The 23159-nt window shown below is 48.6% G+C and carries 18 protein-coding genes and 1 pseudogene; 7 read left to right on the top strand and 12 right to left on the bottom strand.

What is annotated here, in order from left to right:
* The 11 genes and pseudogenes from BN161_RS28515 to BN161_RS07960 form a co-directional block, all read right to left on the bottom strand.
* Positions 1-233, bottom strand: a pseudogene (locus BN161_RS28515) (hypothetical protein); the annotation flags it as partial.
* Positions 234-236: 3 nt separating this feature from the next.
* Positions 237-1874 (bottom strand): RHS repeat domain-containing protein, encoded by a 1638-nt coding sequence (locus BN161_RS08000; protein ID WP_125910777.1) that lies wholly within the window; start codon positions 1872-1874, stop codon positions 237-239.
* Positions 1826-2458: a hypothetical protein gene (locus tag BN161_RS29385; protein WP_052356214.1), complete on the bottom strand. Its 633-nt coding sequence runs from the start codon at positions 2456-2458 to the stop codon at positions 1826-1828. Before BN161_RS29385 ends, BN161_RS08000 begins: the two co-directional genes overlap by 49 nt.
* An 87-nt stretch (positions 2459-2545) precedes the next feature.
* The gene (locus BN161_RS29760; protein ID WP_394332286.1) at positions 2546-2647 is read right to left on the bottom strand and encodes a smalltalk protein; all 102 of its coding nucleotides are present in this window, start codon (positions 2645-2647) and stop codon (positions 2546-2548) included.
* A 99-nt stretch (positions 2648-2746) separates the two neighbouring features.
* On the bottom strand, positions 2747-3190 hold the full coding sequence (locus BN161_RS07995) for an N-acetylmuramoyl-L-alanine amidase (RefSeq protein WP_044264720.1): 444 nt from the start codon (positions 3188-3190) through the stop codon (positions 2747-2749).
* 96 nt (positions 3191-3286) lie between these two features.
* Positions 3287-4000, bottom strand: a complete 714-nt coding sequence (locus BN161_RS07990; protein WP_044264719.1) for a DUF6266 family protein — start codon at positions 3998-4000, stop codon at positions 3287-3289.
* A gap of 251 nt (positions 4001-4251) precedes the next feature.
* Positions 4252-6156 carry an argonaute/piwi family protein gene (locus BN161_RS07980; RefSeq protein WP_125910776.1) on the bottom strand — a complete coding sequence of 635 codons (1905 nt, stop codon included), beginning with the start codon at positions 6154-6156 and terminating at the stop codon, positions 4252-4254.
* Positions 6157-6415: 259 nt separating this feature from the next.
* The gene (locus tag BN161_RS07975; protein ID WP_044264716.1) at positions 6416-8194 is read right to left on the bottom strand and encodes a DUF3987 domain-containing protein; all 1779 of its coding nucleotides are present in this window, start codon (positions 8192-8194) and stop codon (positions 6416-6418) included.
* A gap of 51 nt (positions 8195-8245) precedes the next feature.
* Positions 8246-8809, bottom strand: coding sequence for a BT4734/BF3469 family protein (locus BN161_RS07970; protein WP_052356213.1), 564 nt, complete (start codon positions 8807-8809; stop codon positions 8246-8248).
* Positions 8806-9153, bottom strand: a complete 348-nt coding sequence (locus tag BN161_RS28020) for a helix-turn-helix domain-containing protein (RefSeq protein WP_052356212.1) — start codon at positions 9151-9153, stop codon at positions 8806-8808. The genes BN161_RS07970 and BN161_RS28020 overlap by 4 nt, the downstream gene beginning before the upstream one ends.
* A gap of 674 nt (positions 9154-9827) precedes the next feature.
* Complete coding sequence (locus tag BN161_RS07960; protein WP_044264715.1) at positions 9828-11399, bottom strand: hypothetical protein; 1572 nt, start codon at positions 11397-11399, stop codon at positions 9828-9830.
* Between the two features lie 339 nt (positions 11400-11738).
* Between BN161_RS07960 and BN161_RS07955 the strand changes: the two genes are divergently transcribed.
* From BN161_RS07955 to BN161_RS07925, 7 genes are all read left to right on the top strand, one after another.
* A complete protein-coding gene (locus BN161_RS07955) occupies positions 11739-11942 on the top strand; it encodes a hypothetical protein (RefSeq protein WP_044264723.1) in 204 nt (67 codons plus the stop codon).
* On the top strand, positions 11939-12337 hold the full coding sequence (locus BN161_RS07950; RefSeq protein ID WP_044264714.1) for a putative toxin-antitoxin system toxin component, PIN family: 399 nt from the start codon (positions 11939-11941) through the stop codon (positions 12335-12337). Before BN161_RS07955 ends, BN161_RS07950 begins: the two co-directional genes overlap by 4 nt.
* Positions 12338-12346: 9 nt before the next feature.
* The gene (gene lnb, locus BN161_RS07945) at positions 12347-13564 is read left to right on the top strand and encodes a lipoprotein N-acyltransferase Lnb (RefSeq protein ID WP_044264713.1); all 1218 of its coding nucleotides are present in this window, start codon (positions 12347-12349) and stop codon (positions 13562-13564) included.
* Positions 13565-15133 carry an alkaline phosphatase family protein gene (locus BN161_RS07940; RefSeq protein ID WP_044264712.1) on the top strand — a complete coding sequence of 523 codons (1569 nt, stop codon included), beginning with the start codon at positions 13565-13567 and terminating at the stop codon, positions 15131-15133. It abuts the gene before it with no gap.
* Positions 15134-15357: 224 nt separating this feature from the next.
* The gene (secA, locus tag BN161_RS07935; protein ID WP_044264709.1) at positions 15358-18654 is read left to right on the top strand and encodes a preprotein translocase subunit SecA; all 3297 of its coding nucleotides are present in this window, start codon (positions 15358-15360) and stop codon (positions 18652-18654) included.
* A 104-nt stretch (positions 18655-18758) separates the two neighbouring features.
* The gene (locus BN161_RS07930) at positions 18759-19868 is read left to right on the top strand and encodes a DUF6340 family protein (RefSeq protein ID WP_044264706.1); all 1110 of its coding nucleotides are present in this window, start codon (positions 18759-18761) and stop codon (positions 19866-19868) included.
* A gap of 66 nt (positions 19869-19934) precedes the next feature.
* Entirely contained in the window at positions 19935-20381 is a 447-nt protein-coding gene (locus BN161_RS07925) for a hypothetical protein (RefSeq protein WP_044264703.1), read from the top strand.
* A 106-nt stretch (positions 20382-20487) separates the two neighbouring features.
* Here BN161_RS07925 and BN161_RS07920 read toward each other — a convergent pair whose 3' ends face one another.
* A complete protein-coding gene (locus BN161_RS07920; protein ID WP_044264701.1) occupies positions 20488-23118 on the bottom strand; it encodes a valine--tRNA ligase in 2631 nt (876 codons plus the stop codon).
* Between the last annotated feature and the right edge of the window lie 41 nt (positions 23119-23159).

Below are 23159 nucleotides of genomic sequence, written 5' to 3'. Positions count from 1 at the left end.
AACACCAAATGAATATAACTTAGAAATCGTCCTGCTAAAGGAGAAGATAAATGTAAAAATTCAATATTCATTCCATCTATTTTTGCTGGAAGATGAGATATCAATGACTTAGGATACAAATTTAGAATTTCTTCATAACTCATTATATCACTCTCGTCAGGAAGAAAAGACTGAGCCAAACAATCTACCTGAATAAAAAATAAGATACTCAATGATAAATATATCTTTTTCATAAGTTATCTCCTATATTTTAACATTCTACCATTTCCTTTATGAGCCTTTGAATAAGCATTCCAATCTTTATAAATAGTCACATTACGATAATCATGTTTACCAGTCATAATTGTTTCCGCAACACCATAAATATTTCCTAAAACTCTTTGAGCTTCATTTCCCGAAGTGGAGGTACCATAAGTATAATAATTTCTCTTTATTTCATCAGTCTTTTTGCTACCAGTTAAAATACCGTCTAATATATCCATTTTCGAAACTTTCTTAGTAAACAAAGAATTAGTCTTTACACTTATCCTCCTTGTTTTATTTGCAGGAAATATTCCATACTGTTCATTTATAATTTCGACCTCACCAGTAGTAACAGTAATAGTCTTCTTTCCCGTAGAGTAAGGTTGTTCTCTGGAAACCTCAGACTTAATTTCTTGAGTCGGATTAATAGAATAACCGTTATTTTCGGCCAGGGATGATGATTCATCAAATTTATACGCCTTTTCTGTTATGTCTTGCATATCTCCTAACATATCATTTCCACCTATCCGAGCATACGATCTGTTATTATATTCAATCTCCTCCTGATTCATACTTGAGTTAAAATACAGCTCACCCGTTTCACGATGAAGATACCAATCTCTGCCATCTAAATCTACATTCTTCACAGGGGTATTATCGCAGTACGCGTAGGGGCCCACTCCATAATACTTTTCACTTGAAGGATCAACCGTATGCCACCTTCCCAGTGCCGGATCATACATTCTCGCCCCATAATCATACCAGTTCAGCCCCTTCTTCGCATCTAGTTCCTTGCCGTTATATTTATAGGCCTGCACATTTCCAGTACTTGCAAACACACCTCCGAAAGGATAATAATGATTCGTTTCCTCCACACTTCCATCCGGCAAGGCAACCACACGGTTGTTTCCTTGATGGTCCTGCAAGTAATAATGATATTTCTTATCGCCCAGAGAGAGGTAACCGCCTTCAGTCAACAGACACTTAGCCGTGCCGTTTTCATAGATCACATTGCCACAGTAATCCTTCGTGGTGGTAGTACCGCCTATCTTATGCACTGCGCGGAGCTTCACCCCGTCCGCATCATAAGTATAGGTTATCGTGCTTTCATCCGAGAATGTAACCTGACCTGGCAAATTTAAACAATTATATTGAATATTGTTGATATTCTTATTTAAATCTTCGGTTAAGTTTCCGTTGAGGTCGTAAGCATACTCTGTTGCAACTTTGGAGCCGTCATTGAACTCAAAGCCGCTATTGTATGCTGCAGTTGTAACTGCATCATTTACTGTCTTCAATTGATTACCGTTAAGAGTTATGGTCAGGTTGTCAATCAGGCCATAAGTGCCTGAGCCCGTCTGCCCGTAACGTTTCAGTTCCAGGATATTGCCGTTCTTGTCATATCCCGTCACTTGTTCAGTAAAACCGTTCAGGTTGCTCCATCCGGAACTTCCCTCTCCATAAACTGCATCCTGCAGGCGGTTCCGGAGGTCGTAGGTGAAAACATAGGAACGCAGGGTGCTTTCGTTACCGGATTTCCACGTCATGCTACTGATATTACCGTTGTAGCATTTCGTGGCATTCAGTCCGTCCGCATTGTAGTACAGGCTTTGGGAGAAACGTTGACCCATGATTCCCGTAAGCCAAGAACGTACATTATAGGCATATGTGGACAACAAAGAAGAGTTTCCGTTACGCTTCTCCTGCTGCAAACGCCCCAGTAGAAGTTGAAAGAGAACTCATCGGCAACCAATTCATAATAGGTGTTAGTACCGTCACTGGAACGGATATTCTTAGTAGCGGCTGAAAACTGCTCGTTGGTCATACCCTTCAGTCGGTACGCATTTGCATAATATCCGGGTGCATATCCGTCAGCATGCATCTTCTCGTCATACAGCCCGTTCACTGAGCGGCTGATATATCCGCCCGTCCGCAAACTCCAGCCGATCCCCAGGCAACCTTCCTGCATCTGAGGTTTTACCGAGGCCAGATGATAGGCGGCCGTTAGAGGAAACGACTGTCCGCCTACCTTCATTTCGTGCAGCGGTACGGAAATGTCGGGAACTCCGGTATAAAGCCCTACGGGAACCGTGCCGTATTCTCCCAATCCGGCAACTTCGGGACTGGGGACATTGGCTAAGGGCATGTGCTGGCCGAAAGTCCCGATGAAAGGAGCCAGCAGCAAAGCAAGCATAGTTATAATTTTCTTATTCATATCGTGTTAGTTTTTTTTAGATTTCTAAAATCAAATAATGAAGAGGTGCGCCAAAAAAATTAATATTGACGCACCCCGTGGATGGCGTTACACTGTCATCGCATTAACTCCCAGTACTCCGGCTATTGTTGTCAGTACTGCCATAGCCACCTTCAAGACCATACTCCAAACGGATTTCTTGATTGCCATTATAAAAACACCTCCTTTCCACCAGCTTTCATTTTTCAATTCTTAATTCAAGTTTCACAGGGAGCTTGAAAGCCTACATGCGAAAATTGAGTCCTATTCTCATAGTTCCTTCCTCACCTCGAAGCACGGACATTCCTTCACCCACTCTTCCGGCTCTATCAGCCCATCCCCGTTCAGATTCGGACTGAGGTCGCGATGCCCGCAGACGCGCACATCGCCCCGGAAGCGGCGCAGCAACTGATGCACCAGCAGGCGCAGGACACTGCGCTGTTCCGGCGTACGGGTATCCTTCGGCCTGCCTTCAGCATCCAGACCGCCCTCATAGCAGATACCTACCGAATGAGCATTCATCCCCTTGACATGCGCCCCCACAAGGGCGAGGGGACGGGTATTCACCACCGTACCGTCACGGCGGATGTAGTAGTGGTAACCGATATCCCGGAAACCGCGACGGAGGTGCTCCGCACGAAGGGCTTCCACCGAAAAAGGACGATCTTCACGGGTGGCGCTACAATGCACCACGATATAGTTTATCTTTCTCACGATAAATAGCTGTTTAAATAATTAATGATAAATAGCTGCGCAGCCTTTAATTTTTAATTCTTAATTCTTAATTTCCGAAGCCTCAGGCTTCAGATTCTATCCCAACGGATTCTCATCCAGACCGCCGCCGCCCGGCTTGTCGTCGCCTCCGGCATTGCCGCCCGAACCGCTGCCTTCGTAAGCGTCATCCTTCAGGCAAATGCTGTTGGTGACATGGCTACCGTCTTCGCTACGGAAAGCAAGGTAAACGGCCAGCGCCGCGTCGTCCCAGCCTTCGGGCAACGTCAACTGTAGAGTGCCGTCGGCGCGGGTGGCAGCTTCCAGATCGTAGTAGGCCTCACCGCTCTCCTTGTTGTAGACCAGCGGCATAGCCTGGTCGGTAGCCAGGGCGTCGCCCATCTTGCTGTTGTCCTTCCACGTCAGGGTCAGCTTGCCATCGGCCAAGGCAGCCGAAGCATTGAAGACAGGCATCAGGGTGCCACGAGCCACCAGCACACGTTCATAATCCACAGCGAGCTGAGGAGCCGAACCGGTGATGGCATGACGCAGGATATAGGACATGGCTGCGTTGAAAGCCGTGCGCCCCTTGGCATAAGGATGATAACCTACGCGAACATAAGGAATGATAGCGCGCAGGAAGGTCATGCTCATGGCAAACTTGCCGCGCTGTGTCTGTTGTTTCGGGGTGCGGGGGTTACTGACACTGATGGCCAGCGCACGCATATAACTCACGTCTTTCCAGGTACTACCCACTACGGTACCCACTTTTCCACTGAATCCGCCAAGGATTCCTCTTTTAATTTCTCCCATAATCGTATGTTTTATTTAGGGATCAGGACCGGTCAATGCGACCAAGTCTCAGGGCTGAAGAAGACAGGCAACCACAAGCAGGAACGATGCCTCTGCAGCGGCACGGCGATGCAGGAGCTTTTGCCGTTCAGCCTGAAGCAAAGGTAAGCAGTAAAGAAGGGTGATTTTAAAAGCGTGTGATTCTTGCGTCGTTTTGCGTCGTTTTGCACAGTTGGTTGCCAAATTGCCACGTTGCCACGTTGCCACCGGACTCATTCCATGGCAATGCGGTCCGCCATTTCAAGCTGCCACTCCTGGCAACGATGGCGCAACAAGCGGTCGGTGTGCGACAGAACGAGAGGCAAAGGGCTGCCGTCCACACACGCCGGATTGGCCCGAACAAGCTGGAAGGCTTGCACCAGCACACCGTCCGCTTCGGCCGATGGCAATGGTTGCAGACTGCCATCGGCACAAAGACGATTGAGCCTGACCTCCAACGGATAAGGATAAAAAGCGTGAGAGGAATCGGATGCCGGGCGGAAATCACGGCAGAAAAGAAGGAAAGTATCATCGGCACAGCCCAGAACGGTTCCCGCAGGAGGCATACAGCCGGGAGCATCGGGAGCATAGTGACGGAGCATAGCCCTCGACGTACGCCGCACTTGTGCCAGCACCACCGGTACAACTTCCGAATACGGAACCATCCAGCGAACCAGAGACAGCAGAGGCTCCGTCGGAAGATCCCGATGGCAATAAACCACCAAACGCTGGGGAGGGCTATCACGGTGGTCGGTCAGAAACTGTTCGTAAGCCCTCCTGAAGCGCGAAGAAAAAAACAGCGAAAACTTTTCTTCAGCCTTGCAGAGATCGAAGCAACAACCCCGGGAAGGATCGTTGTAGAAAGTAACCGCACTGAAAAGCTCGAAACATCGCGAAGGACGTGAGTAAGAAAATCCGGCAATGAGGTCGGTGTCCTGTGAAGCAAAGTGGCGGGGCATCCACGGCATGCCACCCATCTGCACCAGCAAGCGCGAAGCCACAGAGGGCAGGTATCTGCCGAAGTCCCCGGAACTGACGGCATGCAACGGAATGGCTCCCACATAGAGCGCCCCCAAGGAAAGCACCAACCTGCGCAGGCGAACCGATAGTTGCCACCCCATCAATGGAGCGGCGGCCCCTCCCGAGGGAACTACCAGGCAATAGAGCCTGAAAGCGGCGGGAACATCCGTGACAGGCTGCGTATAGAGTGCCTGTGTCAATTGGTCGATGGCACGTTCATCCGCATCATAGGGTATCCACCGGTCCATGCTGCCTACAGGCATCACGGCTATAAGAGAAGCTAGTGGGGAGAAAAGACCGAAAAGGCGGCGGGCAGCATCCAGTTGCCCCCTCGGATAGAGCATGGTGAGGGTAAGAGAGTGGCACCGCCCGGGCAGACAGGCACCGTAACGGCAAAAGCCGGCGCGGGGATCAGCATCTACAGCCGACATCCCGAACTGTAACAGACCATGTTCCGTTCCGATACACCGCAAACGGTAGGCAGGCACATCGGCCGGATGGAGTGACAAGTGAAGGGGACAGCCGGAAACCGTCCCACCCGAAGGAAAAAAACGCGCCAGCAGCCCTTCCACTTCATGCCACAAAGCTTCATAAGGGCCGGATGGGGCGGATATGCGCTGTTCCACACAGCCGGAACAATTCAGGCGGGCAGACAAAGCAGGGGTAAGCACCGCATAAGCAGAGTCCAGATGGCCTATCTGCACCGGACTGAGCGCCTCATAGGGCATCACCCATCCGCCTGTAACTACCAGAGCGGGCGAAGCGCCCACAAGTCCCATTTCGGACATAGGAAAACCGATATATATTTGTTTTGCAGACAGCACTTCCACCGCAATCCTACAATCGGAAGAGGCAGAAGGAGAAGAGGCAGACACCGGGGGAAACGGACGGAAAGAGAGACGCCTGTAGCAAACCACGCTTCTTTCCTTTTGCTCCGGAGCGTCTTTCAGCCACACTTCAAGTACCCCGGGACAGGGCGTATAATAGAGTTTCGGAGCAAAACTCCCCGATCCTGTGGCAGGATTCCCCGTAAGGGATACCAACCATCGGCAGAGGTCGGATGGCGTAGCGTCGGAATGACCGGCATCAAGCGCAGCTTGTAATAGTAGTTCCTTCATAGTATTATTGCCTGAAAACCCCAATATTAACAGACAAAGGTAAGAACATTATTTTTATATTACAAGCCAGGATCTGTGTATTCGATGCGTAGCATTTCCATAATACCTCCATAGCTTCTCCGTACCACCTCCGTAGCAAGTCCGTAGCAAGTCCGTAGCAAGTCCGTAGCAGCTCCGTACCTATAGACTACGGAGATACTACGGACCTGATACGGACCGGACACGGTTCAGACACGAACCGGACGTAATTCAGCCCCAATCACTTTCCCGCTTTTCCATACGCATCATGATCCAACTTCAACAAAAGCCCCTGATTGCACAGTTCAATGATGTAGCGGTCGGCCGTACGGACAGGAATCCCCACCGCGCGCGCCACGTCCTGATAACCCGCACGATTGAAAGCCTCCGGCAGTCCCTGAAATAACTGAAGCAACCGATGTTCGCGCTGATCTCCTTCGGAGACGGTGGCCCGGTGGGGCGCAGACTTGGCATCAGCCTGCAATCCTTTATATGCCAGTCCCGTATGATGCAGCAACACCTCCATCATCAGGAGCGTGGTGCGAAAATCATCATCACGGCAACAAAGGGTGGCCGGCAGCGGAGTGTCTCCCTCATAGTCCATCAGCCGCAGTGAAGAGAACACCATGCAAATGCGGTAGGCCGTCAACCCCAGACGACGTACAGAAGCCAGCATATCGGAACCAAAACACTGGAGTCCCTGTCGTTGCATAGAGTTGAAAAAACGGTTGAACTCCACCTGTTGTGTAGCGGTGAGCGTGAAGCGCAAGGGACCCGCTTTCTTCAGACGTGAATAGAATTGAAAAAAACGGCCTCCCAACCGAAGGAAACAGCTATCCAGCGTATCCTCCCCGTTGCAGGCAAACACATCGTTCCACACCGGACGCAGGGGGAGGCTGTAGAAGAGGAAGCGGGAAAAAAGCCCGTTCTCGGCATCAGGGATGAGCGCCCCTATCTGGCGGGGCGTTCCGCTGAGCAGCACCGAAAGGCGAGGCATCGAGATTTCCACATATTCACGGTCTTTCCGACGATTGTAAGCAATGGTCTCGTGATGGAAGGCTTTGCGCAGACCGTCACTGTAGTTGCCGTGTTCGCTGCGGAAAGTGGTGGTCAGCGTGTCGCCTTCAGTCTCGAACATCAAGGCCTGTCCTTCGTTGTCGTTCAATGTCTGGAAGAGGGCTGTGGCACTACTGTTGGCAGGAATAAAAAGCATCCTGACGGGCGGTTGGCGCGGTTCTTCACCTCCTTCCTTCCGTTTGTTCTTTTCGTAGAGGGACTTTTCACGGTGATATTCCTCCCACTCGCGGACGTTCTGCCGGCGCAGGTCGGCATGCACCACGTCCACCAGATGACGGCACAGCGTCAGCCGCCCCTTACCCGCCGAAGCCTGCGCCCCGACAAACAAGTAAAGGTTCGGATAGACTTGCCGCTGCCCATAGATGCCCGACACTTGCGTCAGGCAAGAGGAAAGCACCGTAAGGGCACCCAGCAACAGCATATCCGTGTCTTCGGCCGAAATGCCGTAAGAGCAGACATCGGAAAGCAGGCGGGGCATGGAGGCATAGATTTCGTCGGGGAAAGTGGGGAAATCATCGCCCGGAGGCGTCTGATCCGCTCCGGCAGCGGGGGATATTGCCACGTCCTTCGCCTTTGGCAATTTGGCAACATGGCAATTTGGCAACGGACGGGTATTGATATCCACTCCCGCCAGCTTTGCCCGGTGGAAGAAGGTGTTCAATGTGATGCCGTGTCCACGCGAGTGCAGGCAAGCCGTATACTGCTTGTCGGTTTCTGCATGCTGATATCCACTATAGAAACGGCTCAGGCGATGATAGAAGGCACGCCCCTCCTCGCCTAGCCCCTGAGACAACGCAAACCCCAGGTCGCGCCAGTCACCATAGGCCGAAGTTATATCAAGATTTGCAGTCTCAATGCGTGAAATAACGATTTCCACCTCGTCACGAGGAGCAAGAGTGGTGTCACGACGCCACTCACCTAGATTAAATTTCTGTTTTGACATGTGAAGATTTATAATTTATAATTTATGATTTAACTCCTCCTCCCTTCTTACTTAAAACATCACCACTTCCGGATCCCAAGGCAGATAGCAGGCACGTGCGATATCGCGCCCTGAAGGGTCGGGTTCTACCCCATAATTGCGCGACACGTAATAGGACAAAACCTCGAACCAATCGGCATGCGTACCCTGTTCCAGGTCGACGGGAACCACCCACTTCAGCCCGTCACCACCCGGACTTCGGAAAAGCAGGGCAGTGTCTACCGAAGTATCGTGCATCAAAGCATAGCGCAACCCATAGACACCTTGCAAATGCCCGCCACCCTGCCACTGAGTGACATGATCGAAGTCAAGGCAGAGCAGTCCGCTATGCGCCAACAGGGCATCTTCGCGTCGACGGCTGAACTCTCCGCTGAAGGTGGCATAGTCAAAGTTTCTCGCCTTGAAACGTTGCACATCACGCTGCGTGATTCGTTCCTCCTGCATCAGGCGGCGCAGCTCTTCGGTAGCTGCACGGTAATAATCGCCCCGGATCACATTGTAGATTTGCTCCATCCCCACCGTCTTATGGGGTACGACGTTACTGACGGGAGCCAGAAAAAAGCTGAAGCGTTTCATCTGTCACCCCCTTCCCTATCATCGGTTGCAGTATTCTCGTCTTCCTTGCCCCATGCACTGAGTTTGTACATCACATAGTTGTTTCGCAACAGGTCATCAATCTCCTGAATGCGATAGAAGTATTTCTTACCCAAAATGGTGTACCCCAGTGTCCCGTTGTCGCGCAGGTTTTGCAGGGTACGCTGGCTGATGTGCAACGCATCCATCACCTCTTGTCCGTCCACCCACCCCCGGGCAATCTCTGGACGGGCTTTCACTCCGGCACGCTCCAGCAAACGCGCCAAGCTGAGCAGATGATCGCGCATCTGCTCCAGTTGCTCTGAAAATAGTAGATTCTGTATCATATTCTTTTTCCTTTGATTCGGTGGCAAAGGAAAAAGAGTTTGAAATGACGTGAGCTTGACGAGATAGATCGTCAGAGTTAAGAATAGAGTAAGCTGTCGGGAAATTCATTCAAAACTGTCGGGTTATGAGTTAAATGGGAATTTATCTTATACTTTTTCTTTCGCTTGTCCGAAAGAAAAAGTATCAAAAAGAAAGGACCCGGGCTGAGTCTTCGGTGCTACTCCGATACTGCCATGCACAGCCGGGGCTCGAACTCGCTACGCTCAGACAATCGCCCCTTACCTGTGACTGACAGCACCTCCGCTTACCCACCTACGCCTATGCCCGAGAGCTGCGCTGTGGAAGCGGCTGCGCATTATTACATCCGGCACTCTCACCCACATGGTCTCCCGGCCTCACTGTAGGGGCATTAAGCGAAGGTAGTGTTTTCAGCGTTAAGAAGGGCAGTCTGTTTGAGCGTAGCCAGTTCCTGCCCTTTAGCTGAAAATACTACCGGAGTAGCTCCGGAAGTGCAGCCTTGATTTTTTATTTGGTATCTTTCTTTTGCATCAAGGCAAAAGAAAGTACATTAAATTAGCATTTAACTTATTACTTTCCGGTTTTGAATGAACTCCCCCCGTGTTACTTTGTGATAAAAAAAAATCGTTGACGATCTGATTTCGTCAACGACTCGTCAGGAAATGAGGCGAAGATTCTCTTTACTGACAAATGCTTCGTAGGCTTCTATATACCTTTTATAGTTACTCACCAGATTTTCGGGCTGTGCATCCACATCCAGCATTGAGACAAGGAAAATCGCATAATTCTTCTTATCGCCACCCCTGTGCTTTTGGTAATAAAAGAAAAGGCCGTAAAGCACCTCTACATACCCTTTCAGGATTTTCACCCTGTTCTTGTGAGCCAGCGAAATCTGACCGCTCTGCAAAAAAGACAGGAAATCATCTTCCAGCCACTGAACATGTTCGGGACTCATCAGGCATACCCCTCTGGTGCCTGGCGCTTTGTGCAGAAATGCCAGAAGCGTATGTACTTCACCCATATCGGGCAACTGGACCGCCAGCGGACGCGAAAGCGGGATGGAAAGCTTCTCATCGGGCAAAATGGAAATGAAAGGACGCGAATAGTTCTGATCGTAAAGCTCCCGTCTGCTCTGCAGATAGCCGCGCAGCATGCGGGGAAGGCTCGCCTCATACGCAACAAGCGGACTCAGGAATCCCAGGCAGGGTTCATTCAGCTTTCTGAGGGTCCACTGCGAGGCACCCCGGCCTTCGTTGTAATGCAAATGACCGGCATACTGATCGTTGCACAGGTCGTTCAGGCGAGTCCTCATCCATTGCTCGTCAACAAGCTGACTGTAAGGAATCTTATCATCGGACCGGCAACGGCTGAGAAGAAGGAAAAGGAAATTCTCAAGCGCTACAACACCCTGCCACAGACAGGCTTCGGTATACGAATATAACTTGATCCTGGCAAGCAGTGTCACCAAATCGTCATAAAGTTGCATAGCATCTGACTCACACCTTTCGGTGATATCCATACTGACCAAACGCTTCACCTGATTTCCGGCTTGCAGAATATCATACTTCAGTACCTCGCACTCGTGGACAGGATGAAAGTAACGGGCATCGTTGAACAGATACCGATAACCCATATAATCAGCACGCTGCAACAAATGCCCGAAATTTATAGTCAGTTCCAGATATAGTGAAGCCAATGCCCCCTTCAACTGTCCGCACAACTCAGCCGAAAACCCTCTGCGAGAGGCTTCGTCCACCAACACCCCGGTGTTATACACCTCTTCGAGCACTTCGCACAGCAGCAGACGTGCATCAGTGTCGGAACGCAACTGGCTGATTTTCTCTTTCAGCAACAATTTCAACCACTGGGCCTCGACACGAAGAAGGGTACTGTAAAAAAGATAGCGGACAGTAGATTGCTCCTCGCAATAAAGTACATTCAGGGTATACTCCATCTCTTCCACCCTCAAGCGGCAGAGGGCAGCAGTGGCATTGAAATCCGGGAAATGGGATGCCGACGGTAGGAAATCAAAAGAAGGGTAAGGCAGGTCAACGTGCCAATCGGATAATATTTCCCTCAATCGCCCCGTCAACTCGCCCGACTCCCCCGACACATCTTTCAGTTTCCACGTGGCTTGCTGAAGCCGTGCAGAAATGTAATGCTGCCCCTCCAGACTGGAAGGGGACAATGCACCACTGAAGATGGCGATGGTCAAAGGAGTAAACATAAGATACGATTTTGAGGCTCTTCATTTTGTTTTAACAGGTTAATAATCAATAGTTCTGCCTTTCTCCAAATACTCATCAGCATAGGGGTGCCCCCAATCGTTCTTATAGCTTGCATGAGAAGAGAGTGTTGCAAATGTAGCCAACTGTTAATAAATATGCAATTTCCTTACGTTAATCATTTTTAAATGACGATATTTTGTAGGATTTTCAGTGTGAGTGGTTGATCTTTACTAAAGAAAGCCGTGTAGAGAGATAGATTACGCTAAGAATTAACTATCTTTTCATTGCGTTCTAACTTAAAAACATGTACTTTTGTGAAAACTAAAAAGCAGAAGGATATGGAAACTACAATACAAAGTGTTTATCTTAACATTCCGAAAGCAGACATGAAATTCTTTAAGGAATTGGCAAAAAAAATGGGATGGTCTATTGAAACCAAAGAAAGTTTATTGAAAAACTACATATCAAAACGTCCCACTAAAGTTCAATTGTCTGATGAAGATATTATGGAAGAGATAAATGCTGTAAGATACCGTAAATGAAAATAATTGTCGACACCAATCTTTGGATTTCTTTTTTAATAGGCAAAAGGTCATCCTTATTAAAAAAGTTACTGACTAATCCTGATATTACAGTATATGTGTGTGATGAATTGATACAAGAATTTAAAGATGTATCTCAGCGAGGGAAAATACGTAAATACATATTCGAACAAGACATTTGGGACACTTTAAAAATAATGGATGTATATTGCCATTTTGTATCGATAAAGACCAAAGCCCAATCACCTATCAGAGATGCAAAAGATTTATACCTACTATCTTTAGCCGAAACAGTACACGCTGACTATATTCTGACCGGAGACAAAGACTTATTAGTCTTAGAGACTCATTTACAGACTCGTATTCTCACCTATTCAGAATTTTCAAGTTTATAACTTTGCAGCATGAAAAGAAACTTACTCATTCTCATATATTTCCTCCTCTGCCTCCTCTGCCCGTCCACGGCCTCCGCCCAGCCGCAAACGCCGCAAGAGGCTACCCCCGACTCTATCCGCATCAGCCTGCTGACCTGCGCCTCGGGTGGGGAAATCTATTCCCTGTTCGGCCACACCGCCATCCGTTACGAAAACTTCACCCGGGGCATTGACGCTGTCTTCAACTACGGTATGTTCAATTTCAACGCCCCCAACTTCATCTTCCGCTTCGCCCTGGGAGAGACGGACTATCAACTGGGCGTAACCAATTACGAGCACTTCGCCTCCGAGTACAACTATCTGGGACGGGACGTCTGGCAACAGACCCTGAACCTCACCCAAGCAGAAAAAGAACACCTCTTCAACCTGCTTCAGGAAAACTACCGGCCCGAAAACCGCATATATCGCTATAACTTCTTCTACGACAACTGCGCCACCCGTCCGCGCGACCAGATAGAGGCCGCCATCGACGGTACCTTGCAGTATGCTGACAATATGACCGATACCGACACGGGAGTCACTTTCCGCGATTTGCTGCATAAATATAGTGAAGGTCATCCGTGGTCACGCTTCGGCATGGACCTATGCATGGGCAGCAAAGCCGACCAACCCATCAACCGAAGACTGATGATGTTCGTCCCCTTCTATGTGCAGGACTTCTTCCGCACAGCCCGGATCGTAGACAACGAAGGTCAGGCACGTCCCCTCGTATCCTCCGAAGAAAAAATAGTGGCAACCGGACTGACTGATGCCGACCACCGCTCCGGAGGAATCACCCCGATGCAATCGGCCCTGCTGCTGTTTGTGCTGGTGGCAGCCGCTACCATCTACGGCATCCGCCGAGGGAAAACTCTCTGGGGACTCGACCTAATCCTGTTCTTCTGTGCCGGAATAGCCGGGTGCATCCTCGCCTTCCTCACCCTGATCTCCCAACACCCCGCAGTAAGCCCCAATTACCTGCTGTTCGTATTCCATCCCCTGCACTTATTTTGCCTCCCGTGGATGATAAATAAGGTGAGAAAACGGCAGAAAAGCCGGTACATGAGGACGAATTGCGTTGTTTTAACACTTTTTATACTGCTTTGGGCGATAATACCGCAAAGAATTGACTTAGCTGTATTACCTTTGGCACTTTGTTTGCTGGTACGTTCAGCAAGCAATCTTATTTTGACATTGAAAAAGAGATAAATGAAAAAGGGACTGATTACTTCCATACTCGCACTTACTTTCACCGGTCTGCAAGCACAACCGCTGCCTGCCACACCAAAATTAGTGGTTACGCTGACGATTGACCAACTGCGCACCGACTATATGGAAGCATTCTCAACCCTCTACGGAGAGAAAGGTTTCAAAAGACTGATGCGCGAAGGGAAAGTGTTCTACCAGACCGAATTCCCTTTCAACGGAACAGACCGCGCTTCTGCCATCGCTGCCATCTACAGCGGCACGACACCTTCGATGAACGGCATCATATCCCAGTACTGGATGGATGCAAGCACCCTGCGCCCCGTGAATTGCGTGGACGATGGCGCATTTATGGGCAACTTCACCGACGAAAACTCTTCTCCCTCCCAATTACTGACCTCTACCATCGCCGACGAACTGAAAGTAGCCACCCGCAACAAAGGCCTGGTGTATGCCATCGCCCCCTCGCGCGACGCGGCCGTACTGGCTGCCGGACATACCGGAAACGGTGCTTTCTGGCTGAACGAGAATACAGGCAAATGGTGCAGCACTACATATTACAGCGAGTTCCCGTGGTGGGTAAGCCAATACAACGAACGGAAATCACCCGACTTCCGCATCCGCGACATGGTATGGGAACCGACATACCCCATTAACAAATATACATTCCTTCCCGAATGGCGGGACCAGCCCTTCAAATATAAGTTCGACAGCGAACGACGCAATAAATTCCGCCGACTGCTCACCAGCCCGTTCATCAACGACGAAGTGAACTTGCTGACAGAAGAACTTCTGGAAAAGAGCACCATCGCCAAAGATGAGATACCCGACCTGCTGGCACTGACCTATTACGCCGGAAACTACAACCACAAGAGTACACAGGAATGTGCCATGGAAATGCAGGACACGTATGTACGCCTCGACCGCAGCATTGCCGCACTGCTCGACCTCATCGACCGCAAAGTAGGTCTGCACAACGTCCTCTTCTGCATCACCTCTACGGGCTATGCCGATCCGGAAGCTCCCGATCTCGGCCTGTACCGCATCCCCGGCGGGGAATTCTACCTGAATCGCTGCGCCACCCTGCTGAACATGTATCTCATGGCCACGTATGGCGAAGGACAGTACGTAGAGACTTATCACAACCAGCAAATTTACCTCAACCATAAATTAATAGAGAACAAGCAGCTGAATCTGGCGGAAATTCAAGACAAGTCCGCTGACTTCCTGATACAATTCAGCGGAGTGAACGAGGCGTATTCAGCCCACCGCCTGCTGCTGGGTCCCTGGTCGCCCCAGATAGAACTTGCCCGGAACAGCTTTCATCGCAAACGTTCGGGCGACTTACTGATAGACGTATTGCCCGGCTGGACTATCGTGGAAGAAAATGCCACCGATAACCGCGTGGTACGTCATGCCAATATTCCTGCCCCGCTCATCTTCCTGGGCGGTGGAGTGAAGCCCGAAACAATCCGGGTTCCCGTCAATATTACCCGCGTTGCCCCCACCCTGTCAAGTGTGATGCGCATCCGCGCTCCGAATGCTTGCACAGAGACTCCACTGAATTTCTGAGGTTTATTCACCACAGAGCACACAGAGTTTCACAGAGTTTTTATACCTCTAATGACCAATAGACTTCCTTCATTAATTGAAGAAAGAAAACTCAGTGAAACTCTATGCCCTCTGTGGTGAAAGTCCGCATCAAATAAACAGCGCAAAAATGTGTAATCTGTATAAAAATCAGTAACTTTGCGCACTCAATCAACTTAGTAAATAATAATAAAAATAGATATAAAATGGGATTTAATGAATTTTTAAGCTCGATTTTCGGCAACAAATCCACACGCGACATGAAAGAAATTCAGCCGTGGGTGGACAAAATCAAAGCCGCTTACCCGGAAGTTGCCAAACTCGATAACGACGCCTTACGCGCCAAGACAGAAGAACTGAAAGAATATATCCGCAATTCTGCCGCCGACCAACGCGCCAAGGTGGAAGAACTCAAAGCTGGTATCGAAGAAATCGAACTGGAAAACCGTGAAGAAGTTTTCGCGCAGATAGATAAGATAGAAAAGGACATACTGGAAACTTACGAAAAAGCTCTTGAAGAAGTACTGCCGGTAGCTTTCTCCATTGTGAAAGAAACTGCCAAACGTTTATCTGAAAATGAAGAAATCGTAGTCACGGCTACCGACTTCGACCGTCACCTGGCTGCCACGAAAGACTTCGTACGCATTGAAGGCGACAAAGCCATCTGGCAAAACCACTGGCAAGCAGGCGGTACGGAAATTGTCTGGAACATGGTACACTACGATGTACAGTTGTTCGGTGGCGTCGTATTGCATAAAGGTAAGATTGCCGAAATGGCAACGGGTGAAGGTAAGACATTGGTGGCTACCCTCCCCGTATTCCTCAACGCACTGACCGGAAACGGTGTACATGTGGTGACCGTAAATGACTATCTGGCCAAACGTGACTCCGAATGGATGGGCCCGCTCTATATGTTCCACGGTTTAAGTGTAGACTGCATCGACAGACATCAGCCCAACTCCGACGCACGCCGTCAGGCTTATCTGGCAGACATCACCTTCGGTACGAACAACGAATTCGGTTTCGACTACTTGCGTGATAATATGGCCATCAGCCCCAAAGACCTCGTACAGCGCCAGCACAACTACGCCATCGTCGATGAGGTGGACTCTGTATTGATTGACGATGCCCGTACTCCGTTGATTATTTCCGGTCCCGTCCCCAAAGGTGAGGACCAGTTGTTCGAGCAATTGCGTCCGCTCGTAGAACGTCTGGTGGAAGCACAGAAGAAACTGGCTACCCAGTATCTTGCCGATGCCAAGCGCCTGATTGCTTCCGGCGACAAGAAAGATCAGGAAGAAGGTTTCCTTGCTTTGTTCCGCAGCCACAAGGCACTGCCCAAAAACAAGGCATTGATTAAATATCTGAGTGAGCAAGGTATCAAGGCAGGTATGCTGAAGACCGAAGAGATCTACATGGAGCAGAACAACAAACGTATGCACGAAGCTACCGACCCGTTGTACTTCGTCATCGAAGAAAAGCTGAACAGTGTAGACCTGACAGATAAAGGTGTGGACCTGATCACCGGTAACTCGGAAGACCCTACCCTCTTCGTATTGCCCGACATCGCCGCACAGCTTTCCGAACTGGAAAACGAAACCAGCCTGACAGACGAACAACGTCTGGCGAAGAAAGATGAACTGATGACCAACTATGCCATCAAGTCCGAACGTGTACACACCATCAACCAGTTGCTGAAGGCTTACACCATGTTCGAGAAAGATGACGAATACGTTGTGATCGACGGTCAAGTGAAGATTGTGGATGAGCAGACAGGCCGTATCATGGAAGGCCGCCGCTACTCCGACGGTCTGCACCAGGCCATCGAAGCCAAGGAAAACGTAAAAGTGGAAGCTGCCACACAGACATTCGCCACCATTACGTTGCAGAATTACTTCCGTATGTACCACAAACTCTCGGGTATGACCGGTACCGCCGAAACGGAAGCAGGCGAACTTTGGGACATCTACAAACTGGATGTAGTGGTGATCCCCACCAACCGCCCCATTTCCCGTAAAGACATGAACGACCGCGTTTACAAGACGAAACGCGAGAAATATAAAGCAGTCATCGAAGAAATCGAACAGCTGGTACAAGCCGGACGCCCTGTCCTGGTGGGTACCACATCCGTAGAAATCTCCGAAATGCTGAGCAAGATGTTGACCATGCGCAAGATCGAGCACAGCGTATTGAATGCCAAGTTGCACCAGAAGGAAGCGGACATCGTAGCCAAAGCCGGTTTGAGCGGAACAGTAACCATCGCTACCAACATGGCCGGTCGTGGTACGGACATCAAGCTGAGCCCGGAAGTAAAAGCAGCGGGCGGTTTGGCCATCATCGGTACCGAACGCCATGAATCCCGTCGTGTAGACCGCCAGTTGCGCGGACGTGCCGGACGTCAGGGTGACCCGGGTTCTTCCGTATTCTTCGTGTCACTGGAAGACGACCTGATGCGTCTGTTCTCTTCCGACCGCATCGCCGGTGTAATGGACCGTCTCGGCTTCAAGGAAGGTGAAATGATTGAGCACAAGATGATCTCCAACTCCATTGAGCGTGCACAGAAGAAGGTGGAAGAAAACAACTTCGGTATCCGTAAGCGTTTGCTGGAATATGATGACGTGATGAATAAGCAACGTACAGTTGTCTATACCAAGCGTCGCCACGCCTTGATGGGTGAACGTATCGGAATGGATATCGTAAATATGATCTGGGACCGTGTTGCCGCAGCCGTTGAAGCTCCCGATTACGAAAACTGCAAAATGGACTTCTTGCAGACTCTTGCCATGGAAGTGCCTTTCAACGAAGAACAGTTCCGTAACGAAAAGAAGGAAAAGCTTGCTGAAGAAGCCTTCAATGTAGCAATGGAACAGTTCAAGCGCAAGACGGACCGCATGGCACAGGTTGCTTATCCGGTAATCAAGCAGGTATACGAAACCCAGGGACACATGTACGAGAATATCCTTATCCCCATCACGGACGGTAAGCGCATGTACAACATCTCTTGCAGCCTGAAAGCCGCTTACGACAGCGAGTGTAAGGAAGTGGTAAAAGCGTTTGAAAAGTCTATCCTGCTGCACGTTATCGACGAGGCATGGAAAGAGAACCTCCGTGAACTGGATGAACTGAAGCACTCTGTACAGAACGCAAGCTACGAACAGAAAGACCCGTTATTGATTTATAAGCTGGAGTCTGTAAACCTGTTCGATACAATGGTGGATAAGATCAATAACCAGACTGTTTCTATCCTGATGCGCGGACAAATCCCGGTACAGGAACCGCAGGAAATTCAGCAGGCCGCTCCCGAACAGAAGCAGGATATGAGCAAATACCGCGAACAGAAACAAGATCTGAACGATCCGAACCAACAGGCCGCCGCCCAACAGGACACACGCGAACAAGTGAAGCGTGAACCGATTCGTGCGGAAAAGACGGTAGGACGTAATGATCCTTGTCCTTGCGGAAGTGGTAAGAAGTACAAGAATTGCCACGGGAAGAATATGTAATAAGTGATCACTAATAAAAGCCTTCAACGGTTAAAAACTGTTGGAGGCTTTTCTATATCCATACAAAAGTGTATTTTTGTTATTCCTAGATAAAGAATAAGCTTATGACTAAATATTCGTACTCACTATTGGTGTGCTGTGTTCTGCTGTTTAGCGGTTGCCAAAGCATAGAGCAACTCTCCATCGACTATATGTTGCCGGCGGAAGTCAGCTTTCCGTCCGCCCTCAGGCGCGTAGCTGTGGTAAATAATATGCCTCCTATCCCGGATAACAAGCTAATTCTGGAGGAAAACGATGAGAAGAAAAAAGATGAGACAGAAATAGCACGCAAGACAAAGTATTTCAATGGGGATGGCAAAATCGCCACGGAATCACTGGCGGAGGCACTTGCCAACGAGAATTATTTCGATGAAGTGATTATTTGCGACTCTGCCTTGCGCGCCCATGATATGATTCCCCGCGAAAGCACCCTTAGCAAAGACGAAGTGGAAAAGCTCACCCAAAGTCTGGGTGCGGACTTACTGATAGCCTTGGAGAACGTACAGATGCGCTCCATCCGTAAAATCGAATATTTACCGGAATGGGGAGTATATGCAGGTACGCTTGACCTGAAAGTATATCCTACCGTAAAGGTGTATCTGCCCCAACGCAACGGTCCAATGGTGACAGTCAATGCCAGCGACAGCATCTTCTGGGATCATGCAGCTCCCAGTATGGCACAGGCAGGTGCAGGACTCATCAGTGAAAAAGAGATGCTGAGAGAGGCTTCCGAATTTGCCGGCACTATCCCCGTGAGCCATATACTGCCACATTGGAAAACAGCTTCCCGCTATCTCTTTACAGGTGGTTCCGTAAATATGCGTGATGCCGCAGTCTTTGTCCGCGAAGAGAACTGGGACAAGGCTATTGAACTCTGGAAGCAAACCTATGAGAAAAAGAAAAAAGGAAAGCAGAAAATGTATGCCGCCTATAACATTGCCTTAGGATACGAAATGCAGGACAGCATTCATACAGCAGAAGAATGGGCCTTGAAAGCGCAGAAAGTAGCATACGATGTAGACAAAATAGACGAGAAGAAAACTCAGGAAGGCGTGGACCTCATGGATATCCCCAATTACTTCGCAATAACCCGCTACCTGAACGAATTGCAGGAGCGAAAGGAGGGAATGACCCGGCTGAACGCCCAAATGGAAAGATTTAAAAATGATTTTTAGAGAAATGATGCAGAGGTAATTATTTTTTTTATACCTTTGAACGTCCATTAAGAAAGAATATCTATTATGAAACTGAGCCAAGCATCATTATCACTCCTGGAAAAGACCATTAAACAGGCAGTTGCCAAATACACTTGTGGCTGTGAGCAAACCATTGTGACCGACATCCATCTGCAAGCCAACCAGAATTCCGGCGAATTATCCATCTTTGATGACGAAGACGAATATCTGGCTTGTGTCTCTATCGAAGAATGGATGACTTATGACGGAGATGATTTCTACGAAAATGCAGAACGTATTCTTTCTACCTTACTCCACAACATGAAGAACGGAGGTGACTTTGACAAACTGGCTATTCTGAAACCTTACTCTTTCGTATTAGTGGATGATGAAAAAGAAACAATTGCAGAGTTACTGCTGATGGATGATGACACGTTGCTTGTAAACGAAGAATTGCTGAAAGGTCTGGATGAAGAGTTGGATTCTTTTCTGAAAGAACTGCTTGAAAAGTAGTAGCATTTGATTTATAAAAAATAAATTAGCCCTTGCAGTAATCGGATATTGCAAGGGCTAATTCGTTTATAGTAAAAGGTCCGGGAGAACTCCCGGACCAAAAGGCTTATTTCTTCAGCGCAGCAATACTCTCTTTCAGAGAGTTGATAATACTTTCCGCATCCGCCTGTTTCTTACGTTCCAGTTCAAGGACAGCGGCAGGAGCATTATTCACAAACTTCTCATTGCTCAGCTTCTTCATGACGCCTTGCAGAAAACCTTCTTTGTGCTTCAATTCTGCTTCCATACGGGCTATTTCTGCTTCTACATCAATCATATTCCCCAGAGGTACGGCATATTCCGTAGTTCCTACCATGAATGAAGCAGCACCTTCGGTTTTAGTATCTACCACATCAATTGCCGAGAGATTACACATCTTCATGATAACCGGATTGAATTCTGCAATCGGATTTTCGCCTACAACCTGCAATTCCAACGTTTCCTTTTGAGCTATGTTTTTCTGCAAACGGATAGAACGAACATTACTGATCACCTCCTTCACTACTTCGAATTGCCGAACTGTCTCACCGTCCACATAGGTATTTATTGTCAAAGGACATACCATAAGACTTTCACCTTCTTCGCGCTCATACATCTGTTGCCAAAGTTCTTCGGTAATGAACGGCATGAACGGATGAAGCAAATGAAGCAGATTATCGAAATAAGAAATCGCAGCACTATGAATTGAACTGTGGATACCTTGTCCATAAGCCGGCTTTATCATTTCGAGGTACCAGGAAGAGAATTCATCCCAGAATAATTTATAAACAGCCATAAGAGCTTCGCTCAAACGGTATTTACTAAACAAATCAGCTACCTCAGCAGCAACCTCATTTTGTTTGGATTCAAACCAGAACGATGCCAGTCTTGCAGCTTCCGGCACAGGCTGACTGTCATCAATAGTCCAGCCACTTACCAAGCGGTAAGCATTCCATATCTTGTTACAGAAGTTACGTCCCTGTTCACAAAGAGCGTCATCGAACAAGATGTCATTTCCGGCAGGAGCTGCAAGCATCATACCCATACGCACACCATCGGCACCAAACTTCTCAATCAGTTCCAACGGGTCGGGAGAATTACCGAGGGACTTGGACATCTTACGTCCCAACTTATCACGAACGATACCCGTAAAGTACACATTCTTGAACGGCATCTTTCCTTCATATTCATAACCTGCCATAATCATGCGGGCTACCCAGAAGAAAATGATATCCGGACCGGTTACCAGGTCACTTGTCGGATAGTAATAATCGATTTCCTCATTACCCGGATTGTTGATACCATCAAACAAAGAGATGGGCCACAACCAGGAAGAGAACCAAGTATCCAGACAATCTTCATCCTGACGAAGATCTTCCAAAGTCAGGGCCGGATTGCCGGTCTTCTCTTTTGCCAGCTTCAGAGCTTCTTCTTCAGTAGCTGCTACCACATATCCACCTTCCGGAAGGAAGTATGCCGGAATGCGATGTCCCCACCACAACTGACGGCTGATACACCAGTCCTTGATGTTCTCCATCCAGTAGCGATAGGTATTCTTATACTTGGCAGGGTAGAATTTCAGATCGTCATTCATTACAGGAGGCAATGCCATATCTGCAAAATGCTGCATCTTAAGGAACCACTGCATAGAAAGCTTCGGCTCTATAACTACGTTGGTACGCTCGGAATAACCTACCTTATTGGTATAGGCTTCCACCTTATCCAACAGGCCGGCAGCATCCAGGTCTTTCTCAATCTGTTTACGAACATCAAAACGGTCCATACCGATATAAAGACCGGCAGCCTCGCTCAATGTACCATTATCATTGAAGATATCGATGCTTGGCAAGTTATACTTTTCACCCAGCATATAGTCGTTCACATCATGCGCAGGAGTTACTTTCAGGCAACCTGTACCGAACTCAATATCTACATAATCATCTTCGATTACCGGAATAACACGATTTACTAAAGGAACGATCACTTTCTTACCTTTCAGCCATTCGTTCTTCGGGTCGTTCGGATTGATACACATAGCGGTATCACCCATGATCGTTTCAGGACGGGTGGTAGCTACCACGGCATAACGTCCTTCCGCATCACCTTCCACTTTATAGCGCAGATAATACAGTTTGCCATGCTCTTCCTTGTAGATAACTTCTTCATCAGAAAGGGCAGTCAAAGCCTTCGGATCCCAGTTTACCATACGTACACCACGGTAAATCAGTCCCTTATTGTAGAGGTCTACAAATACTTTCAATACACTTTCACTACGCTTTTCGTCCATAGTGAAAGCGGTGCGGTCCCAATCACAGGAAGCACCGAGTTTACGCAGCTGCTTCAGGATGATGCCACCATGTTCATCTGTCCACTCCCAGGCATGCTTCAGGAATTCGTCACGGGTAAGATCTGTCTTCTTGATACCTTGTGCAGCCAGCTTATTTACTACTTTCGCTTCCGTAGCGATAGAAGCGTGGTCAGTACCCGGTACCCAGCAGGCATTTTTACCTTCCATACGGGCACGGCGTACCAGAATATCTTGAATGGTATTATTAAGCATGTGTCCCATGTGGAGCACGCCGGTGACGTTAGGGGGCGGAATGACGATGGTGTAAGGCTCACGACCATCGGGTTTTGAACTGAATAATTTGTGGTCCAACCAATACTGGTACCACTTTCCCTCTACGTCAGCAGGGTTGTACTTACTTGCTAATTCCATATCTTTTAAATCTGTATATAATTTATTTTATCGCGAATAAC

This window comes from Bacteroides timonensis (assembly GCF_000513195.1).
Taxonomy (GTDB): domain Bacteria; phylum Bacteroidota; class Bacteroidia; order Bacteroidales; family Bacteroidaceae; genus Bacteroides; species Bacteroides timonensis.
The sequence above is the reverse complement of the archived record's forward strand: the minus strand, read 5'-3'. Positions and strand labels throughout refer to the sequence as shown.

What these genes read in the sequence shown, in the direction of transcription:
- BN161_RS08000 (WP_125910777.1), bottom strand. Translation starts at nt 1,874, where the DNA reads ATGGGTCAACGTTTCTCCCAAAGCCTGTACTACAATGCGGACGGACTG.
- BN161_RS29385 (WP_052356214.1), bottom strand. Translation starts at nt 2,458, where the DNA reads ATGAATAAGAAAATTATAACTATGCTTGCTTTGCTGCTGGCTCCTTTC.
- BN161_RS29760 (WP_394332286.1), bottom strand. Translation starts at nt 2,647, where the DNA reads ATGGCAATCAAGAAATCCGTTTGGAGTATGGTCTTGAAGGTGGCTATG.
- BN161_RS07990 (WP_044264719.1), bottom strand. Translation starts at nt 4,000, where the DNA reads ATGGGAGAAATTAAAAGAGGAATCCTTGGCGGATTCAGTGGAAAAGTG.
- BN161_RS07980 (WP_125910776.1), bottom strand. Translation starts at nt 6,156, where the DNA reads ATGAAGGAACTACTATTACAAGCTGCGCTTGATGCCGGTCATTCCGAC.
- BN161_RS07975 (WP_044264716.1), bottom strand. Translation starts at nt 8,194, where the DNA reads ATGTCAAAACAGAAATTTAATCTAGGTGAGTGGCGTCGTGACACCACT.
- BN161_RS07970 (WP_052356213.1), bottom strand. Translation starts at nt 8,809, where the DNA reads ATGAAACGCTTCAGCTTTTTTCTGGCTCCCGTCAGTAACGTCGTACCC.
- BN161_RS28020 (WP_052356212.1), bottom strand. Translation starts at nt 9,153, where the DNA reads ATGATACAGAATCTACTATTTTCAGAGCAACTGGAGCAGATGCGCGAT.
- BN161_RS07960 (WP_044264715.1), bottom strand. Translation starts at nt 11,399, where the DNA reads ATGTTTACTCCTTTGACCATCGCCATCTTCAGTGGTGCATTGTCCCCT.
- BN161_RS07955 (WP_044264723.1), top strand. Translation starts at nt 11,739, where the DNA reads ATGGAAACTACAATACAAAGTGTTTATCTTAACATTCCGAAAGCAGAC.
- BN161_RS07950 (WP_044264714.1), top strand. Translation starts at nt 11,939, where the DNA reads ATGAAAATAATTGTCGACACCAATCTTTGGATTTCTTTTTTAATAGGC.
- lnb (WP_044264713.1), top strand. Translation starts at nt 12,347, where the DNA reads ATGAAAAGAAACTTACTCATTCTCATATATTTCCTCCTCTGCCTCCTC.
- BN161_RS07940 (WP_044264712.1), top strand. Translation starts at nt 13,565, where the DNA reads ATGAAAAAGGGACTGATTACTTCCATACTCGCACTTACTTTCACCGGT.
- secA (WP_044264709.1), top strand. Translation starts at nt 15,358, where the DNA reads ATGGGATTTAATGAATTTTTAAGCTCGATTTTCGGCAACAAATCCACA.
- BN161_RS07930 (WP_044264706.1), top strand. Translation starts at nt 18,759, where the DNA reads ATGACTAAATATTCGTACTCACTATTGGTGTGCTGTGTTCTGCTGTTT.
- BN161_RS07925 (WP_044264703.1), top strand. Translation starts at nt 19,935, where the DNA reads ATGAAACTGAGCCAAGCATCATTATCACTCCTGGAAAAGACCATTAAA.
- BN161_RS07920 (WP_044264701.1), bottom strand. Translation starts at nt 23,118, where the DNA reads ATGGAATTAGCAAGTAAGTACAACCCTGCTGACGTAGAGGGAAAGTGG.